The organism is Tepidiphilus olei, from assembly GCF_006980705.1.
Taxonomy (GTDB): Bacteria; Pseudomonadota; Gammaproteobacteria; order Burkholderiales; family Rhodocyclaceae; genus Tepidiphilus; species Tepidiphilus olei.
Window position 1 is genome coordinate 40,727 of record NZ_SBHO01000009.1, and the last position, 16,907, is coordinate 57,633.

General features: G+C 63.7%; 16 protein-coding genes, 1 tRNA gene and 1 pseudogene. 12 read left to right on the plus strand and 6 right to left on the minus strand.

Annotated elements, in window-relative coordinates:
• Position 1 precedes the first annotated feature (1 nt).
• From trxB to fur, 3 genes are all read right to left on the minus strand, one after another.
• On the minus strand, positions 2-955 hold the full coding sequence (trxB, locus tag EPD80_RS09600; RefSeq protein WP_142803664.1) for a thioredoxin-disulfide reductase: 954 nt from the start codon (positions 953-955) through the stop codon (positions 2-4).
• Positions 956-1,225: 270 nt separating this feature from the next.
• Entirely contained in the window at positions 1,226-3,331 is a 2,106-nt protein-coding gene (locus EPD80_RS09605) for an LTA synthase family protein (protein WP_142811337.1), read from the minus strand.
• A gap of 381 nt (positions 3,332-3,712) precedes the next feature.
• Positions 3,713-4,147, minus strand: a complete 435-nt coding sequence (fur, locus tag EPD80_RS09610) for a ferric iron uptake transcriptional regulator (protein WP_142811339.1) — start codon at positions 4,145-4,147, stop codon at positions 3,713-3,715.
• 95 nt (positions 4,148-4,242) lie between these two features.
• Here fur and EPD80_RS09615 point away from each other — a divergent pair, with 95 nt between their 5' ends.
• Positions 4,243-4,758 carry an outer membrane protein assembly factor BamE gene (locus EPD80_RS09615; RefSeq protein ID WP_221928947.1) on the plus strand — a complete coding sequence of 172 codons (516 nt, stop codon included), beginning with the start codon at positions 4,243-4,245 and terminating at the stop codon, positions 4,756-4,758.
• Positions 4,755-5,561 (plus strand): 4-hydroxy-tetrahydrodipicolinate reductase, encoded by an 807-nt coding sequence (gene dapB / locus EPD80_RS09620; RefSeq protein ID WP_142811343.1) that lies wholly within the window; start codon positions 4,755-4,757, stop codon positions 5,559-5,561. The genes EPD80_RS09615 and dapB overlap by 4 nt, the downstream gene beginning before the upstream one ends.
• Positions 5,562-5,734: 173 nt before the next feature.
• Here dapB and EPD80_RS11515 read toward each other — a convergent pair.
• Positions 5,735-5,948: pseudogene (locus tag EPD80_RS11515) on the minus strand (transposase); the annotation flags it as partial.
• Between the two features lie 176 nt (positions 5,949-6,124).
• Between EPD80_RS11515 and EPD80_RS09630 the strand changes: the two are divergent.
• The 10 genes from EPD80_RS09630 (at position 6,125) to EPD80_RS09675 (ending at position 14,438) form a co-directional block, all read left to right on the plus strand.
• A tRNA-Val gene (locus EPD80_RS09630) sits at positions 6,125-6,201 on the plus strand.
• Positions 6,202-6,331: 130 nt separating this feature from the next.
• Complete coding sequence (gene thrS / locus EPD80_RS09635) at positions 6,332-8,266, plus strand: threonine--tRNA ligase (protein WP_142811347.1); 1,935 nt, start codon at positions 6,332-6,334, stop codon at positions 8,264-8,266.
• Positions 8,267-8,278: 12 nt separating this feature from the next.
• Positions 8,279-8,800 (plus strand): translation initiation factor IF-3, encoded by a 522-nt coding sequence (gene infC / locus EPD80_RS09640; RefSeq protein ID WP_142803692.1) that lies wholly within the window; start codon positions 8,279-8,281, stop codon positions 8,798-8,800.
• A gap of 162 nt (positions 8,801-8,962) precedes the next feature.
• Positions 8,963-9,160, plus strand: a complete 198-nt coding sequence (rpmI, locus tag EPD80_RS09645; protein WP_142803693.1) for a 50S ribosomal protein L35 — start codon at positions 8,963-8,965, stop codon at positions 9,158-9,160.
• Positions 9,161-9,172: 12 nt separating this feature from the next.
• Positions 9,173-9,532 (plus strand): 50S ribosomal protein L20, encoded by a 360-nt coding sequence (gene rplT, locus EPD80_RS09650; RefSeq protein WP_055424109.1) that lies wholly within the window; start codon positions 9,173-9,175, stop codon positions 9,530-9,532.
• Positions 9,533-9,599: 67 nt separating this feature from the next.
• The gene (pheS, locus tag EPD80_RS09655) at positions 9,600-10,631 is read left to right on the plus strand and encodes a phenylalanine--tRNA ligase subunit alpha (RefSeq protein WP_142811349.1); all 1,032 of its coding nucleotides are present in this window, start codon (positions 9,600-9,602) and stop codon (positions 10,629-10,631) included.
• Between the two features lie 11 nt (positions 10,632-10,642).
• Positions 10,643-13,027 carry a phenylalanine--tRNA ligase subunit beta gene (pheT, locus tag EPD80_RS09660; RefSeq protein WP_142811351.1) on the plus strand — a complete coding sequence of 795 codons (2,385 nt, stop codon included), beginning with the start codon at positions 10,643-10,645 and terminating at the stop codon, positions 13,025-13,027.
• Positions 13,028-13,044: 17 nt separating this feature from the next.
• Positions 13,045-13,356: an integration host factor subunit alpha gene (locus EPD80_RS09665; protein ID WP_142803696.1), complete on the plus strand. Its 312-nt coding sequence runs from the start codon at positions 13,045-13,047 to the stop codon at positions 13,354-13,356.
• Positions 13,337-13,714 (plus strand): MerR family transcriptional regulator, encoded by a 378-nt coding sequence (locus tag EPD80_RS09670; RefSeq protein ID WP_142811353.1) that lies wholly within the window; start codon positions 13,337-13,339, stop codon positions 13,712-13,714. The genes EPD80_RS09665 and EPD80_RS09670 overlap by 20 nt, the downstream gene beginning before the upstream one ends.
• 520 nt (positions 13,715-14,234) lie before the next feature.
• Positions 14,235-14,438: a cold-shock protein gene (locus EPD80_RS09675; RefSeq protein WP_028874475.1), complete on the plus strand. Its 204-nt coding sequence runs from the start codon at positions 14,235-14,237 to the stop codon at positions 14,436-14,438.
• Positions 14,439-14,543: 105 nt separating this feature from the next.
• Here EPD80_RS09675 and EPD80_RS09680 read toward each other — a convergent pair whose 3' ends face one another.
• Together EPD80_RS09680 and EPD80_RS09685 are read right to left on the minus strand one after the other, a co-directional pair.
• A complete protein-coding gene (locus tag EPD80_RS09680; protein WP_206673312.1) occupies positions 14,544-15,845 on the minus strand; it encodes a lytic murein transglycosylase in 1,302 nt (433 codons plus the stop codon).
• Positions 15,842-16,843 (minus strand): HpcH/HpaI aldolase/citrate lyase family protein, encoded by a 1,002-nt coding sequence (locus tag EPD80_RS09685; protein ID WP_142811355.1) that lies wholly within the window; start codon positions 16,841-16,843, stop codon positions 15,842-15,844. Before EPD80_RS09685 ends, EPD80_RS09680 begins: the two co-directional genes overlap by 4 nt.
• Positions 16,844-16,907 lie beyond the last annotated feature (64 nt).

Consider the following 16,907-nt stretch of genomic DNA (forward strand, 5'->3'; position numbering starts at 1 on the left):
CTCAGCTTCCCACGCCGTCGAGGTAGCGCTCGGCATCGAGCGCCGCCATGCAGCCCGTACCGGCGCTGGTCACGGCCTGGCGATAGACTTGATCTTGCACGTCGCCGGCGGCGAAAACCCCTTCGATCGAGGTGGCCGTGGCGTTGCCGTGGCGACCGCCGCGCGTGACGATGTAGCCGTTCTCCATGTCGAGCTGGCCGACGAAGAGCTCCGTGTTGGGCTTGTGTCCGATGGCGACGAATACGCCCTTGACGGGAATCTCGCGCGTGCTGCCGTCGACGACGTGCTTCACCCGGATGCCGGTCACGCCCGAATCGTCGCCCAGGATTTCATCCACCACGCTGTCGAGTACCAATTCGATCTTGCCGCTGGCGACTTTCTCCATGAGCTTGTCGACCATGATCTTCTCGGCGCGGAATTGCTGGCGGCGGTGTACCAGGGTGACTTTGCGCGCGATGTTGGCGAGATAGAGCGCTTCTTCGACGGCGGTGTTGCCGCCGCCGATCACGGCGACGTCCTCATTCTTGTAGAAGAACCCGTCGCAGGTGGCGCAGGCCGACACGCCTCGTCCCATGAATTTTTCCTCTGACGGCAAGCCGAGGTACTTGGCGGTGGCGCCGGTGGCGATGATGAGTGCATCACAGGTATAGGTGCCGGCATCGCCCTCGAGGCGAAACGGGCGCTGCGAGAGATCGGCCGTGTGGATGTGGTCGAACACGATCTCGGTACCGAAGCGGCGGGCGTGTTTCTCGAAGCGTTCCATGAGCTCCGGTCCCTGAACGCCTTCCGGCTCGGCGGGCCAGTTGTCGACTTCGGTCGTGGTCATGAGCTGACCGCCCTGGGCGAGCCCCGTGATGAGGACGGGTTCGAGGTTGGCGCGGGCGGCGTAGATGGCGGCGGTGTAGCCGGCGGGGCCGGAACCGAGGATGAGAAGGCGGCAGTGACGGGTGCTCATGCAGGGACTCCGTGAGAATGAAGGATCGGGTGTCAGGCGCGGGGACGAGCACGATCCCGCAGGATGCCTCGAATGCCCCTCCATATGGCTGTATGGCGGCGCCATGCGATGCCCGGATGCTCGTCGAGCCATCCGATATGTTCCCTGGACCGCAGCCCCGGGCACTTGGCTTGGCCTGAGCTCGTGACGGTTGCTCGAGGCACCCGACAATTATAGTGCGGCTCGTCGATAAGTCGGGTGGCCGTGGCCTACTGGGGCGCCTCGTTGGGCCTACTGCGCGGCTGTACGGGGGCGTGCTCCGGTCCCTTGGGGCTCGCCCATCCATTCGAGAGGTCTCGTTTCTCGAGCTTCGGGCGCCTTGCTTTGCACCCGTCCGTGACGGTTCGTCGAGGCGCCCGAGGTCGGTGTCGCTTGCCCGCTCGGTGTTTCAGCCAGTTCGTGCTCCTGCGTTCGCCACGCGAGCAGGCCGTTGCGGAAAGCGTGGCTCGCGTCTTCGTAGTAGGCGATGGCGCGGCGCACGAGGGGGGCTTCCGGCGATGCCGGGCGTTCGTGCTCTGCGCGCTCGGTGGCATTCTCGCGCAGGCGGATCTTCTTGCGCGGGCTGAGGATCGCCAGATCCTTGCCGTCGAAAAGCCCCAGATGCTGGTAGTTGCCGATGAGGGCGCGCCCCGGGCGGGTTTCGTCGCGCAGCACGTCGCGCCCGTAGAAGGTGGAGACGTAGTCCAGGTGCAGTAGGCCGAGCAGGGTGGGCGCGAGGTCGATCTGGCTCGTCAGCGCCGAGACCTCGCGCGGGGTGATGAAACCCGGCGCGTAGATGAAGAGCGGAATGTGGTAGTTCGCCACCGGCAGGTCTTCATGGCCGGCGCTGCCGGCGGTGTGATCGGCGAGGAAGACGAAGATCGTATCCTTGAACCAGGGTTTGTCGCGCGCCTCGCGCAGGAACTTGCCGATGGCGTAGTCGGTGTATTTCACCGCCCCGTCGCGCCCCTTGCCCGAAGGGATGTCGATGCGCCCGTCGGGATAGGTATAGGGGCGATGGTTCGAGGTGGTCATGAGGTGCAGGAAGAAGGGTCTGCCGGCGGCATGGTCCTGGTCGGCCACTTTCATCGCCTGGGCGTAGAGATCCTCGTCGGCCATGCCCCAGGCGTTCTTGAAGTGGATCTCGGACTCGGGCACGCTGCTCTGGTCGACGATGCGGTAGCCGTTGCCGCTGAAGAAAGCGTTCATGTTGTCGAAGTAGCCGCGCCCGCCATAGACGAAGACGGCGTCGTAACCCTTGGCCACGAGCTGCTGTCCCAGGCTGGCGTAGCCGCTCTCGCGCCCGATGCGCTTGACGATGGAACGGCCCGGCGTGGGCGGCACCGACAGGGTGACCGCCTCCAGACCGCGGTCGGTGCGGGTGCCGGTGGCGTAGAAGTTGTTGAAATAGAGACTTTCGCGGCGCAGGGCGTCGAGGTTCGGGGTGAGCCCGCGCGGATCGCCGTTACTGCCGAGGAACTTGGCGCTGAGGCTCTCCACTGTCACGAGGATGATGTTGCGTCGCAGCTCCGGGCCGCCGTTGACGATGCGCCGGCGCGGGTCGAGGGGATCCTGGCTGAGGAAGGTCGCGTTGGGCTCGGCGAGCTCCTGGCGCAAGACCGGCCCCGTGTCGACTTCGGGCAGGGTGGCGTAGAAACGGCGATAGTCGATCTCGTTGTTGCGAAACGCTGCGAAGAATTGATAGGGTCCGTTGCCGGAGAGCTCGCGCCGATAGGTGTTCTGCTCCTGCCCCATGGGGAAATCCTGGTCGACGAAGGCTGCATCGAGCACGGCGAGCGCAATCAACCCGGCGAAGGCGGCAAGCCCCGGTTTGAGCGCAAGGGGCGGGGCATCCAGCGCACCGGCGATCACCCGGCGCAGGGCGAAGGTCAGCGCGAGCGCGAGCACGGCAAGCCCCGTGATCAACGCCCCCACGGGGTAGGATTCGCGGATGTTGTCGATCACCTCCGTGGTGTAGATGAGGTAATCCACGGCGATGAAGTTGAACCGTGCGCCGAACTCGTCCCAGAAGAAGTATTCGGCAGTGGCCACGAAGAGCATGGCGAAGAGGCTCAGGGCCGTGAGCGCGTAGAGAAAGGCGCGGTGCGCCCGCGTGCGCCACAGCCGGTTGGGACACAGTACGAAGAGGTAGAAGGCGAGCGGCAAGGCCGCGTAGATGAGGAAAGCGAAGTCGTAAGCCAGGCCGACGCCGTAGAGGCGCACGACGTCGAGCGGCGTATGCACCGCCTCGTTCGGGTGTACCAGGAGCAAGCCCGTGCGGGTGAGGAAAAAGACGAGCAGCCAGGCGAGGAGGATCAGCGAAAGGAATCGGGCTTGAGCGTGACGGAGCAGCGGCATGATGCAACGGAACCGGATGAGGGCGAAGTTCCCAAGTGTAGGAATTCGGCCGTCACCGTGGTGTCACGCGCAGGTGACGAAAACGTGAACGAGGCAGGAGCAAGTGAGCAAGCATAAGCGTGATTATCTAACCGCCTTGAAGCGGCGGGGGTGTCAGAATTTCTGTGTGTGAGGCTGGAGGAGACTTTTCCACGGTGACGGCTGCCGAAGGTTCTTCGAGGTCATAGACCGACGGCGCGATGGGGCAGTCGAAGGCTATTTTTATCCTCATGCCGCTGCAAAGCGTTCGGCGTGGAGGATGGAGGACGGGTTCGTCGCCTCCTTCCTAAGGGTCGTCAAGCGCTGCTGGGTGTGGCCAAGGCTGGAGGTACAGCGCTTGACTCAATCGTTGCGATCACGATGTGGGCAATGCGCCCGGCGACAATGGGCATAGAGATACATCGCGTGGTCGGTGACCTCGAATCCGCGTTCTTGGGCGATTTCACGCTGCCGTGATTCGATCGTCGCGTCGAAAAACTCCTCGATATGCCCACAGTCGAGGCATACGAGATGATCGTGGTGCTCGCCGGCGGCCAATTCGAAAATCGCCTTGCCCGATTCGAAGTGATGCCGTTCCAGTACGCCGGCTTGCTCGAACTGCGTCAGCACCCGATAGACCGTCGCCAGGCCGATCTCGACGCCGGCGGCGTTGAGCAGGCGATAGACGTCCTCGGCGGTGAGGTGGCGATGCTCGCCGCTTTGGAAGAGCTCCAGGATCTTGAGCCGCGGGTAGGTGGCCTTGAGGCCCATGTTTCGCAGGTTCTTCGTGTTGTCCATCGGCAGGGGTTCCTCGGTTCGATGTGTGCGATTCGGCAGCACGACATGCGCTATGATATAGTTTTTCGCCGTTCGGCAGAACCTTAATGAGACTCATGTTCCCTCGAATCCTTTTGCCGACCGTCGCAGCGGCGCTCTTCTTGAGCGCGTGCTCGATGGACCGGGTGGTCGGATTGGCTTCGCCCTACCGCGCCGACGTGCGTCAGGGCAATTTCCAGGATCCGGAAGCCGTCGCCCGGCTGGAGAAAGGGATGACCCGTGACCAGGTCCGCTTTCTCCTGGGAACGCCGCTGCTCGTCGACCCGTTCCGCAACGATCGCTGGGACTACGTCTACTACGTGAAAAAGGGTGACGGCACCGTCCAGCAACGGCGCCTTACCGTGTTCTTCGAGAACGACGTGCTCGTGCGCGTGGCGGGCGACGTCATGCCGGCCGAAGGGGATGCACCGGTGACGAGCTCCGCGCCGCGAGTGGTCGAGATTCCCGGCAAGCCAACCAAAGGTGAGAAGAAAAACGGCAAGGACGAGAAGAGGGTCGAGAATGCGGGGGAAACCGCTGCCGTGGGTGAGGCGAAGGATTCGGAGCAAACGAAACAGGGGGTGGAGCAATGAAACCGGTTCGGATAGCGATTGCCGGCGTAGGCGGCCGGATGGGGCGGATGCTGGTCGAGGCGGCGCTCGAGGATCCTGGCATCGAACTTGCAGCGGCCTTCGTGCGCCCCGGCAGCGAATGGATCGGCCGCGACGCGGGTGATCCAGCTGGACGAAACACCGGTGTGCTCATCGGCGAGGATCCCCAGGCGGCAATTGCCGCAGCGGATTGTGTCATCGACTTCACGCGACCGGGGGTCACCGTCGGGCTTATCCGAGTGGCTCAGCGCCTGGGCAAGAGCATGGTGATCGGTACCACCGGGTTCGATGCCGAGCAGCGCGCCATCATCGAGCAAGCGGCCAAGGAGATTCCCATCGTCCTCGCGCCCAACATGGCCATCGGGGTCAACGTCGTCTTTCGGCTCCTCGAAGGGGCTGCTGCCTTGCTCGGCGAGGGGTACGACGTGGAGGTGATCGAGGCGCATCACCGCAACAAAGTGGATGCGCCTTCGGGCACCGCGCTTGAAATGGGGCGCACCGTCGCCCGCGTGTTGGGCCTCGACCTCGATCGTGAAGCGGTCTACGGCCGTCAGGGAGAGGTGGGAGTGCGCCCGTCGCGGCAGATCGGCTTTTCCTCCATCCGGGGCGGGGACATCGTGGGGGATCACACCGTGCTCTTTGCCGGCATGGGCGAGCGCATCGAGATCACCCATCGCGCGCAGAGCCGCATGCCCTATGCTGTGGGGGCCATGCGTGCGGCGCGCTTCCTGCAGGGGCGTGCGCCTGGTCTCTACGACATGCGCGACGTGCTCGGACTGCGCTGAAGCAGCGCGGCGCGACTGTCGACTGTCAAGGGGAAATAGAAAGGTCCGATAGTTACGGAGACGCTGAACGAGTAAGCAAGTAAGCCCGCGAGCTTTTCTCGTCGAGGAGTATCCCGTTTCTGGAACAGAATGGGCGAACATCGCCGAGATGGTGGAGTTTGTCGCACTTTGGGGCGCTTTGCTTGCATGACATCGCTCACGTTGGCAGCCGTGTCGAGTACCTTGTGCACAAGGCCGGAGGCCTCTTCCGCGCCGATGTGCGCCTTCATGCCGAAGTACCATCGAGTGCCCTTCTTCGTGTGGTGTATCTTGGGGTCGTGTTTGCCCGAGCCGCTCTTGGTCGACGACGCGGCTGATCGTGGCGTCCCCGATCATGCCCTGGCGCAACATCTCCAGGCGCTCGAGCGCTTTGCTACTCATCTCGATCTGCTCCATCAGAACCTCCGCATCGACCCGATGCGGACATTTTCATCTTGCCCAGAGCGGACATTACTATTTTGCTCTTACACATCGCTACAGGGCCCTTGACAGGCGTGTTTCCGAAGCTATAATCCGCTTTCTACAGGCGCGTAGCTCAGTTGGTTAGAGCACCACCTTGACATGGTGGGGGTCGTTGGTTCGAGTCCAATCGCGCCTACCAGATATCCAGGAGCTTCTCATGAGTCGAACTACCCTGCGCTCTTCCTGACCGCTTCACCGGGGAAGAAGCTCCTATACAGAAATGGAAATGCGGCCCGGTGGCCGCATTTTTTTTGCCTGCGAGACCTGACATGATTCGAATTGCTCTGCCCGATGGCTCCGTCAAAGAATTCCCTTCGCCGGTAACGGTACGCGAAGTGGCCGAATCGATCGGCCCGGGCCTGGCCAAGGCCGCCCTTGCCGGCAAGGTCGACGGGCGCCTGGTCGATCTGTCGCACCGTATCGAACGGGATGCCCGTGTCGAGATCATCACCGATCGCAGTCCCGAAGGTTTGGAGATCCTGCGCCACTCGACGGCACATTTGCTCGCGCATGCCGTCAAGGAGCTCTTCCCCGAGGCTCAGGTGACGATCGGGCCGGTGATCGAAAATGGCTTCTATTATGATTTTGCCTACGATCGCCCCTTCACCCCCGAAGATCTGCAGCGCATCGAAGCGCGCATGCGCGAGCTCGCGGCGCAGGCCATCCCCGTCGTGCGCGAGGAGTGGTCGCGGGACGAGGCGATCGAATTCTTCAAATCCCTCGGGGAGCACTACAAGGCCGAGATCATCGCCTCCATCCCCGCAGGGGAGACCATCTCCCTCTACCGGCAAGGTGACTTCATCGACCTGTGTCGCGGTCCGCACGTCCCCTCCACCGACAAACTCCGGGCTTTCAAGCTCACCAAGGTCGCTGGCGCTTATTGGCGGGGCGATGCGCGCAACGAACAGCTGCAGCGCATCTACGGCACTGCCTGGCCCGACGAAAAATCACTCCAAGCCTATCTGACCATGCTCGAGGAGGCCGAGAAACGCGATCATCGCCGGCTCGGTCAGCAGCTCGATCTCTTCCATTTCGAAGAGGCCGCCCCGGGTGCCGTCTTCTGGCATCCCAAGGGGTGGCGCATCTTCCAAACCCTCATCCAGTACATGCGCGCGCGTCAGGAGGCGGCCGGCTACGTCGAGGTGAACACCCCGGACGTCATGGACCGCTCGCTGTGGGAGCTCTCCGGGCATTGGCAGAACTATCGCGACCACATGTTCACCACCCAGACCGAGGATGGTCGCGTCTTTGCCTTGAAGCCCATGAACTGTCCCGGGGCGGTGACCATGTTCAAACATGGGCTGCACAGCTACCGCGATCTGCCCTTGCGCATGGCCGAGTTCGGCAAAGTGCATCGCTACGAACCCTCCGGTGCCCTGCACGGGCTGCTGCGGGTGCGCCACTTCACGCAAGACGATGCGCACATCTTCTGCACCCCCGAGCAGATGGAAGAAGAGTGCCGCACCGTCGTGCGCCTCATCATGGACATCTACAAGGACTTCGGCTTCGAGCAGGTGCGGGTCAAGCTCTCCACCCGTCCCGAGCACCGCATCGGCAGCGACGAGATCTGGGATCGGCTCGAAGGGGCGCTCGCGCAGGCGCTCGAATCCATGGGCATGAGCTATGAACTCTTCCCCGGTGAGGGCGCTTTCTACGGGCCCAAGCTCGAATTCGTGCTGCGCGATGCCATCGGTCGCGACTGGCAGTGCGGCACCTTGCAAGTCGACATGAACCTGCCCGAGCGTTTCGATCTCAGCTACGTGGCCGAGGACAATACCCGTAAACGACCCGTGATGCTGCATCGGGCGCTCTTCGGCTCGCTCGAGCGCTTCACGGGCATCCTCATCGAGCACTACGCCGGAGCGCTGCCCGCCTGGCTCGCCCCAGTGCAGGCCGTAGTGCTGAGTATCGCCGAGCGTCACGCCGACTATGCGCGACAAGTGGCCGAGGCTCTGCGCCGTCAGGGCTTTCGCGTCGAGACCGATTTGCGCAACGAAAAGATAAACTATAAAATCCGCGAGCACAGTGTGCACAAGATCCCTTACCTGCTCGTCGTCGGCGATCAGGAGCGGGAATCGGGTGGGGTGGCAGTCCGCGCCCGCGGTGGCATCAATCTCGGTGCGATGCCATTGGATGATTTCGTCGCGCGCCTGCGCGAGGAGATCGAGCGCAAATTGCCGGCCCCCGCGTCCAGCCAGACATAGGAGAGCAAGACCATCGCACAGGAAAAGAAAGTGCGCGTCAATGAGGAAATCGACGCGCCGCAAGTTCGATTGATCGGAGAGGACGGAGAGCAGTTGGGTATCGTGTCGCTTGCCAAAGCGCTGGCGGTGGCCGAGGAAGCGGGGCTCGATCTCGTCGAGATCGCCCCCATGGCCAATCCGCCCGTGTGCAAGGTGATGGACTACGGCAAGTACCGTTACCAGGAACAGAAAAAAGCGCACGAAGCCCGGCTCAAGCAGAAACAGATCCAGGTCAAGGAAATCAAGCTGCGACCGGGAACCGACGAGAACGACTACCAGATCAAGCTGCGCAATTTGCGCCGTTTTCTCGAAGAAGGGGACAAGGCCAAAGTGACCTTGCGCTTCCGTGGCCGGGAGCTGTCGCACCAGGAACTGGGCATGCGCCAGCTCGAGCGCGTTCGCGAAGATCTGGCCGACGTCGGCGTCGTCGAGCAGATGCCCCGGCTCGAGGGGCGGCAGATGGTGATGATCATCGCACCGAAGAAAAGCAAATAGATGATGGTCTTGCGCGGCGATTCGCGGTAAAATAGAAACTTTCTCGCCGCTGCGGCGGGGAAAAGCGCCGCGGCGGTTCGGCCGCGGTACGCGACAAGTGAAGTCGGGCCCACAAATGCCTCCGCCGGGGGCTGCCTGGCGTCATGTCATAGGAGAGCCTTCATGCCCAAGATGAAAACCAAGAGCGGGGCCGCCAAGCGTTTCAAAGTGCGCTCGAGCGGCAGCATCAAGCGTTCCCAGGCGTTCAAACGCCACATCCTGACGAAGAAAAGCCCCAAGCGCAAGCGTCAGCTGCGCGGCATGGTCGAGGTGCATCCGAGCGACCTACCTCTCGTCAAGAAGATGATGCCTTACGCCTGATAGGAGAACGATATGCCTCGCGTCAAACGTGGTGTCACCGCCCGTGCTCGCCACAAGAAAGTCCTAGCGCTCGCCAAAGGTTATCGCGGCCGCCGCAAGAACGTCTACCGCATCGCCAAAGAGGCGGTGATGAAGGCCGGCCAATATGCCTATCGCGACCGGCGCCAGCGCAAGCGTCAGTTCCGCGCCCTGTGGATCGCCCGCATCAACGCCGCCGCGCGCGAATGCGGCCTCACCTACAGCGCTTTCATGAACGGGCTCAAGAAAGCCAGCGTCGAGGTCGACCGCAAGGTGCTCGCCGACCTGGCCGTGTTCGACAAACCGGCCTTTGCCGCCCTGGTCGAACGGGCGCGCGCCCAGCTCTCCGCCTGAGCCCACGAAGACGGCAGCAAAAAGGAGGCGCTTGCCTCCTTTTTTACTTTTGCAGCAGGAGCAAGCGATGATCGATCCGGATGGCTTGGTGGAAGCGGCGCGGCAGGCATTTGCCGCCGCGACCGATCCGGCCGAGTTGGAGCGCGTCAAGGCGCGTTTCCTCGGCAAGGCGGGCGTCGTCACCGAGGCGCTCAAGAGCCTGGCAAATCTCCCCCTGGATGAGCGCAAGCGCGCCGGGGCAGCGATCAACCGGGCCAAGGCGCAAATCGAGACCCTGCTGGAGGAGGCGCGTGAGGCGCTCGCCCGGCGTCGGCTCGAAGCCCAGCTCGCCGCCCAGGCGCTCGACGTGACCTTGCCGGGGCGCAATGGGAGTATCGGCGGTCTACACCCGGTCACGCGCACCCTGGAGCGCGTCGAGGCGCTCTTTCGTTCGATGGGCTTTTCTTCCGTCGATGGCCCCGAGATCGAGACCGACTGGCACAACTTCACCGCCCTCAACACGCCGGCGGATCACCCTGCGCGCTCCATGCACGATACCTTCTATCTGCAAGGGCGCGACGACGTCGTGCTGCGCACGCACACCAGCCCCGTGCAGATCCGCGCCATGCTCGAGCACACCGCACGCCACCGCGAGGCGGCGTCGATGCCCGATCTACGCGTCATCGTCCCCGGGCGCGTCTATCGCGTCGATTCCGACGCCACCCATTCCCCCATGTTCCACCAGCTGGAGGGGTTGTGGGTCGGGCGGGACGTCGCGTTCGCCCACCTCAAGGGGATCATCGCCTCTTTTCTGCGCGCCTTCTTCGAGACCGATGCGCTCGCCGTGCGCTTCCGCCCTTCTTTCTTCCCCTTCACCGAACCCAGCGCCGAGATCGACGTGCGCTTCACGAGCGGCGCGCTCGAGGGCCGTTGGCTCGAGATCGCCGGCTGTGGCATGGTGCATCCCCAAGTGCTGCGTAACGGCGGTTTCGATCCCGAGGTGGTGCGCGGCTTTGCCTTCGGCATGGGGCTCGATCGTCTCACCATGCTGCGCTACGGCATCAACGATCTGCGGCTCTTCTTCGAGAGCGACCTGCGCTTCCTCGCGCAATTCCGCTAAAGAGGCCCATCATGAAGTTTCCCGAACGCTGGCTGCGCGAATTCTGTGACCCCCCTCTCTCGGCGGAGGAACTTGGCGAGCGGCTCACCATGGCCGGGCTCGAACTCGAATCGCTCGAGCCCGCCGCGCCGCCTTTCATCGGGGTCGTCACGGCCCGGATTCTGAGTGCCGAACCGCATCCCAACGCCGACAAGCTGCGCGTGTGCCATGTCGATGTGGGGGGCGAAGCACCCCTGCAGATCGTCTGCGGCGCGCCCAACGCCCGTGCCGGCATCGTCGTGCCCTGCGCCCTCGTTGGTGCGCAATTGCCGGGCGGGCTGGCGATCAAGCGCGCCAAGCTGCGCGGCGTCGAATCGCAAGGCATGCTGTGCTCGGCGCGTGAGCTGGGTTTGAGCGAGGACCATTCGGGTCTGCTCGAACTCGATCCTGCCTTGCCCGTCGGTACCGATGTCCGCCAGGTGCTCGAACTCGACGAGGCCGTTTTCGACGTCTCGCTCACGCCGAACCGTGCCGACTGCCTCAGCATCTTGGGAATCGCGCGCGAGGTTTCGGCGCTCACCGAGGCGCCCCTGCATCCGCCGCGCATCGATCCGGTCGCTGCGACGCTGGACGCCGTCCGGCCCATCCGGCTGGCTGCCCCCGAAGCCTGCCCGCGCTATCTCGGTCGGGTGATACGGGGGGTCGATGCCAAGCGCCCGACCCCCGAATGGATGCGCCGCCGGCTCGAACGCAGCGGCGTACGCGCCATCCATTTGCTCGTCGATATCACCAATTACGTGATGCTCGAGCTCGGCCAGCCGCTGCACGCCTTCGACGAGGCGAAATTGCAGGGCGGCATCACCGTGCGCTGGGCTCGGTCGGATGAGACGCTGGCGCTTTTGAACGAGCAGCGCATCACGCTCGCGCCCGACGTGCTCGTCATCGCCGACGAGGGCGGTCCCTTGGCGATGGCTGGCATCATGGGCGGCGAGGGCAGCGGCATCACGCTCGACACCATCGACGTCTTCCTCGAGAGCGCCTTCTTCGCCCCTGCCGCCGTGGCCGGTCGGGCGCGTCGTTATGGGTTCGTCTCGGAAGCCTCGCATCGCTTCGAGCGCGGCGTCGATCCCGAACTGCCGCGCCGCGCCCTCGAGCGCGCCACCGCCCTCGTGCTCGAATTGGCTGGCGGCTCGGCCGGCCCCATCGACGAGGCCGTCGCCCCCGAACACCTGCCGCGCCGCGATCCCATCCGGTTGCGACCTGAGAAAGTCCCTGCCGTACTGGGCATTCCCGTGGCGCCGCAGCGTGTCGTCTCCCTGCTGCGCCGCGATTTCCTCGACGTACGGGAAGAAGAGGGCGCGATCATCGCCCAGGCCCCGAGCTGGCGTTTCGATCTCGCCCTCGAAGAGGACCTGATCGAGGAAGTCGCCCGCCTGCATGGCTACGACGAAATCCCGGCGCTCACCCTGCTCGCGCCCATGGCCCCCCTGCCCGTGTCCGAGGCCGAGCGGACGAATGGGGAAGTGCGCGCGCGCCTGGTATTGCGCGATTATCATGAAGTCATCACCTACGCCTTCATCGACGAGGCGCTCGAGCGCGAGCTCCTGGCCAACGAGGATCCGATCCTGCTCGCCAATCCGATCGCCAGCAACATGAACGCCATGCGCAGCTCCCTCTGGCCGGGCTTGCTGCAGGCACTGCAGACGAACCGCAAGCGCCAGCAGGCGCGCGTGCGCCTCTTCGAGCTCGGCCGCTGCTTCCTGCGCGACGAATCCGCTGACGCCACCGTCGCCGGTTTCGCGCAACCCCTGAGGCTCGCCGCGCTCGCGGCCGGCCCGGCCGCGGCCGAACAGTGGGGCATTCCTCTTCGCCCGGTCGACTTCTATGATCTCAAGGGCGACCTCGAGGCGCTCCTCGCGCCGCTCACCCCCCGTTTCGAACCTGCTCTCCATCCGGCTTTGCATCCCGGCCGCAGCGCTCGCGTGCTCCTCGAAGGACAACCCATCGGCTGGATCGGTGAATTGCATCCCCAATGGGTGCAGCGGCTGGAGCTCACCACCGCACCCCAGCTCTTCGAACTGGATCTCCCGGCGGCACGCCGCCGCCCCATGCCCTGCTATGCTCCCGTGTCGCGCCAACCCGTCGTGCAGCGCGACCTCGCCTTCGTGGTCGATGCGAACGTGCCGGTGCAGGCCCTGTTGGATGCGTTGCATGGCGAAGCCCCTGTCTGGGTGCGTCAGATCACGCTGTTCGACGTCTATCAGGGGCAAGGGGTCGAGCCGGGCAAGCGCAGCCTCGCCTTTCGCTTCACCTTGCAGCACGACGAGCACACGCTCACGGACGACGAGATCGAGGACTTGCTGCAGCGATTCCGTGCTCGGCTCGAAGCCTCTTTCAGTGCGCGATTGCGCCAATGACGACGCAAGGAAAAAAGATGACCGCCCAACTCACCAAAGCTGAACTTGCCGACATCCTCTTCGAGCGCATCGGTTTTTCCAAGCGGGAAGCAAAAGAGCTCGTCGATGCCTTCTTCGTCGAAATCGAAGCCGCGCTGGAACGCGGCGAAACGGTTAAACTCTCGGGATTCGGAAACTTCGAGCTGCGCGACAAACCGCAGCGCCCCGGACGCAACCCCAAGACCGGCGAAGAAGTTCCCATTCCGCCGCGACGGGTGGTAACTTTCCACGCCAGCCAAAAGCTCAAACACGCCGTGGAGCAACTCACGCATGGAGAAGAAGTCCGCTGAAGGCAGCACCTCGTTGCCGCCGATTCCCTCGAAGCGCTACTTCACGATCGGCGAAGTGGCGCAGCTGTGCGACGTCAAGCCCCACGTGCTGCGCTACTGGGAGCAGGAATTTACCCAACTTCGACCTAGCAAGCGCGCCGGCAACCGACGCTACTACCAACACCACGAAGTCCTGCTCGTACGGCGTATCCGGCACTTGCTCTACGACGAGGGCTACACCATCGCCGGAGCGCGCCAGCGCCTCGGTGAAGAACGCCTCCTGGAATCCGCGGTAAAAAACGAATACGACCGATTGCGCGATCGTGTGCAAGAAGTGCGCGCCGATCTCGAATCGCTGTTGACGCAACTTCGCAGCTGACCCCCCTCGCTAGGGAGACGCTGAAGAAATGAGCGAGCGGGATGAAGCGCAAGGCGGAAGGTAGCGCAGCGACCGAGACATATCGAGTGGATAGGCGAGGGAGCGAGCACCGCGCAACGCGCAGCGATTCCCCCGCGCGCGCAGCCAATTCAGCGTTTCCCTAGAAGGGGAGCGCAACACGAGGGCGCTACGCCGGCCGTCGAGGAAAAATAGAAAGTAGAAATGTCCAGTAGTAGGGCAAGAGTGGGAACGGCCGTCATCTGCACCCGTTTCCCCACACGAACCCGCATGGGGTGGGGTGGGTGCAGGGCACGTGCTGCCCACGGGCGGCCTGCTACAACCCGCTTGCTCTTACAAACAGGAAAAAATGTATTGACGCCGACCTAAAAGGCGCGTATCGTAGCGACAGTGTTCGAAGCGCGCATCGTATTCACCGCTTGCGGAGATTCGCGATTCCTGCTCGGCACACCGTGGGTCATCCGGCCCGTTTCAATAAAGTAGTAACGAAGGAAGCTTCATCATGGCAACTGGTACTGTCAAGTGGTTCAACGATTCCAAAGGGTTCGGCTTCATCACCCCCGATGACGGCGGTGAGGATCTGTTCGCGCATTTCTCCGCGATCAACATGCCGGGCTTCAAAACCCTGAAGGAAGGCGAGAAAGTCAGCTTCGAAGTCACGCAAGGGCCGAAAGGCAAGCAAGCGTCGAACATTCAGAAAGCCTGACGTCTGCCCCGCCGCGGCGGGACGTTGGACCGCCTGGCAGCAGGGAAGCCACCCGAACAGGGTGGCTTCTTTTTTTTTTGGTGTTATTCGGCGAGGAGCGTCGGCTCAGCGCGTTTGCTCGCATCCTCCTTCGAATTGCCGTACTTGCTCGAGCGCCTTCGTGCCGGGCCAGCCATCGGCCTCGAATGCCTGATTGCCGCACTCTTGCTGGAAACGAGTGAGGGCTTCGCGCGTTTGCGTGCCGGCCACACCGTCGATGACTCCTGGATCGTACCCTAGAGCAGAGAGGCGCTCTTGTAGCTCCATGGTCTCGGACCGGGTGAGCGGGGGGTCGTCGGTGGGCCAAGGTTGGACGAAAGGTTGCTTGGGGTCGAACCGGGCGGCCTTCATGGGGTCTTTGAGTGCATCGTAGAGGAGCCCGATCGCCAAGGCATAGGATTCGGCCGCGTTGTAGCGGAAGATCGCGTCGTAGTTGGGAAAAGCCAGCAGCGCCGGGCCTTGCCGGCCAGCAGGCAGAAGCAGCGCGGCTTTTTCCGGCAAGGTGCGCGGCCAGGGTTTGCCATCGGCACGGGAAAGCCCCATGGCGAACCATTCGTTCGTCGGGCGTTTTTTCGTACGTCCGGCGAGTTTGGCATCGAACGTGGGCGGCAGTACGACTTCGATCGCCCAGGGTTCTCCGCGTCGCCAGCCGGCTTGTTTCAGGAAATTGGCGGTGGAAGCGAAAATGTCGGGCAGGGAACGATAGAGGTCACGCTTGCCGTCACCATCGAAATCGACGGCATAGCGCTCGAAGGTGCTGGGCATGAATTGCGTCTGCCCGAAGGCCCCGGCCCAGGAACCGCGCAGCCGCGTCTGCCCCGTGTCGCCGCGCTCGAGGATATTGACCACCGTGAGGAATTCAGAGCGAAAGTAGCTCTGGCGCCTGCCGAAGCACGACAGGGTGGCGAGCGATTGCAGCAGGTCGTCGCGGCCGAGATTCTGTCCGAAATTGCTCTCCACCGCCCAGAAGGCGACGATGAGCTCGGCGTCGACGTCATAAGTGGCCTCGACGTAGCGCAGCAAGCCTTCGTTCTCGCGCAGCTTTTCCTGGGCCGTTTGGATGCGTCGAGCGTCGACGAGATTGGCGAGATACTGCCATATGGGGGTGACGAACTCGGGCTGGCGGTCTAGGCGGGCGATTACGCTCGGGTCGGGGCTGAGATCGGCGATGAGGGAGAGGAACCGGTCGGCTGGGATGCCGCGTTGCTCGGCCTCGGGGGCGAGGCGTTCCAGACAGGCGCGGAATTCGTCCTCGGAAAGCGCAGGATAGGAGGATTGTGCGTTGGCTCCGGCCACCGGCAGCGACAGGAGCAGGGGAATGATCCAGCGTGGAAAGCGCCGTTGCGCAAAAAAAGATGGGCGGTTCACGAGTCGGGTCCAAAAAAGCGATGCAGGACGTCGTTGGCGAGCGCGATGCCGGTGCGACGGGCACGTCGCAGCACCGACCAATAATAGCGGTAGGAAGCGCGATCGTGAAGCCGGCCTCGATCGCGGATCGGGCCCCAGGCGGCGTCCTGGGCTGAGCCGAGGATGCGCACCGCGTCTTCGATCTCCGCGGCGCTGGGTTGCATCGCTTCGAGGATGGGGCGGATCTGGTTGGGATGGATGCTCCACATGCGCAGGAAGGCGAATTCAGTGCGGGCACGATGCGCGTCGGCATAGACGAGGGAAGTATCTTCGAGCTCGGTGCACACGTTGTGCGCCGGCACGATGGCCGCGGCGTGGGCGGCGGCCGAGATCTCGGCCTTGGCGCGCCGGATCAAGGGGTGTTCGAATTGCGTCGGCGAGCGCATCGCCTCTGCTCCGATGGCGCCGCGGTGCGAGGAGACGAAATCCATCAGACCGAAGTCGAGGCATTCCACGCCCGGTTCACGGGCAATGCGCGTGACCTCGGCCAAGGCTTCCGGCGTCTCGATGAGTACGTGCAGCGGCGGGGGGCGAGTGCCAGGCGGCAGGAGCGAGCGCATCGCCTCGCGTACGATGCGCACGTCGCGCGCTGAACGCACCTTGGGCACGGTGAGGTAGGCGAGTCGAGACGCGGCGATCGGCAGAATGGTCTCCAGATCGCGCAACCAATGCGGGTGCGTGAGGTCGTGGATGCGCACGCCGACACGGCCATGGCGGTTTTCGCTCGAGACGACGAGTTCGGCGCACATCTTCGCGTGGGCCTTTTCGTTGCCGGCAGGTGCGCCGTCTTCACAATCGAGCGTGACGTCGAACATGGGCCCCATGTCGACCTGGAGGGCGAGCGCTCGGCGCATGAACTTCTCGCTACCGGCGTAGTGATCCACGGCCGGGATGTCGGGCAGTTCGCGCTCGTGTTCGAAGAGGACTTGGGCGGGGCGCAGTAATTGGGATCGGGTCATGGCGTAGTGATGGGATGGAAAAAGGCACGGAAGCGCAATGCGCACTCCGTGCCTCGATGATACC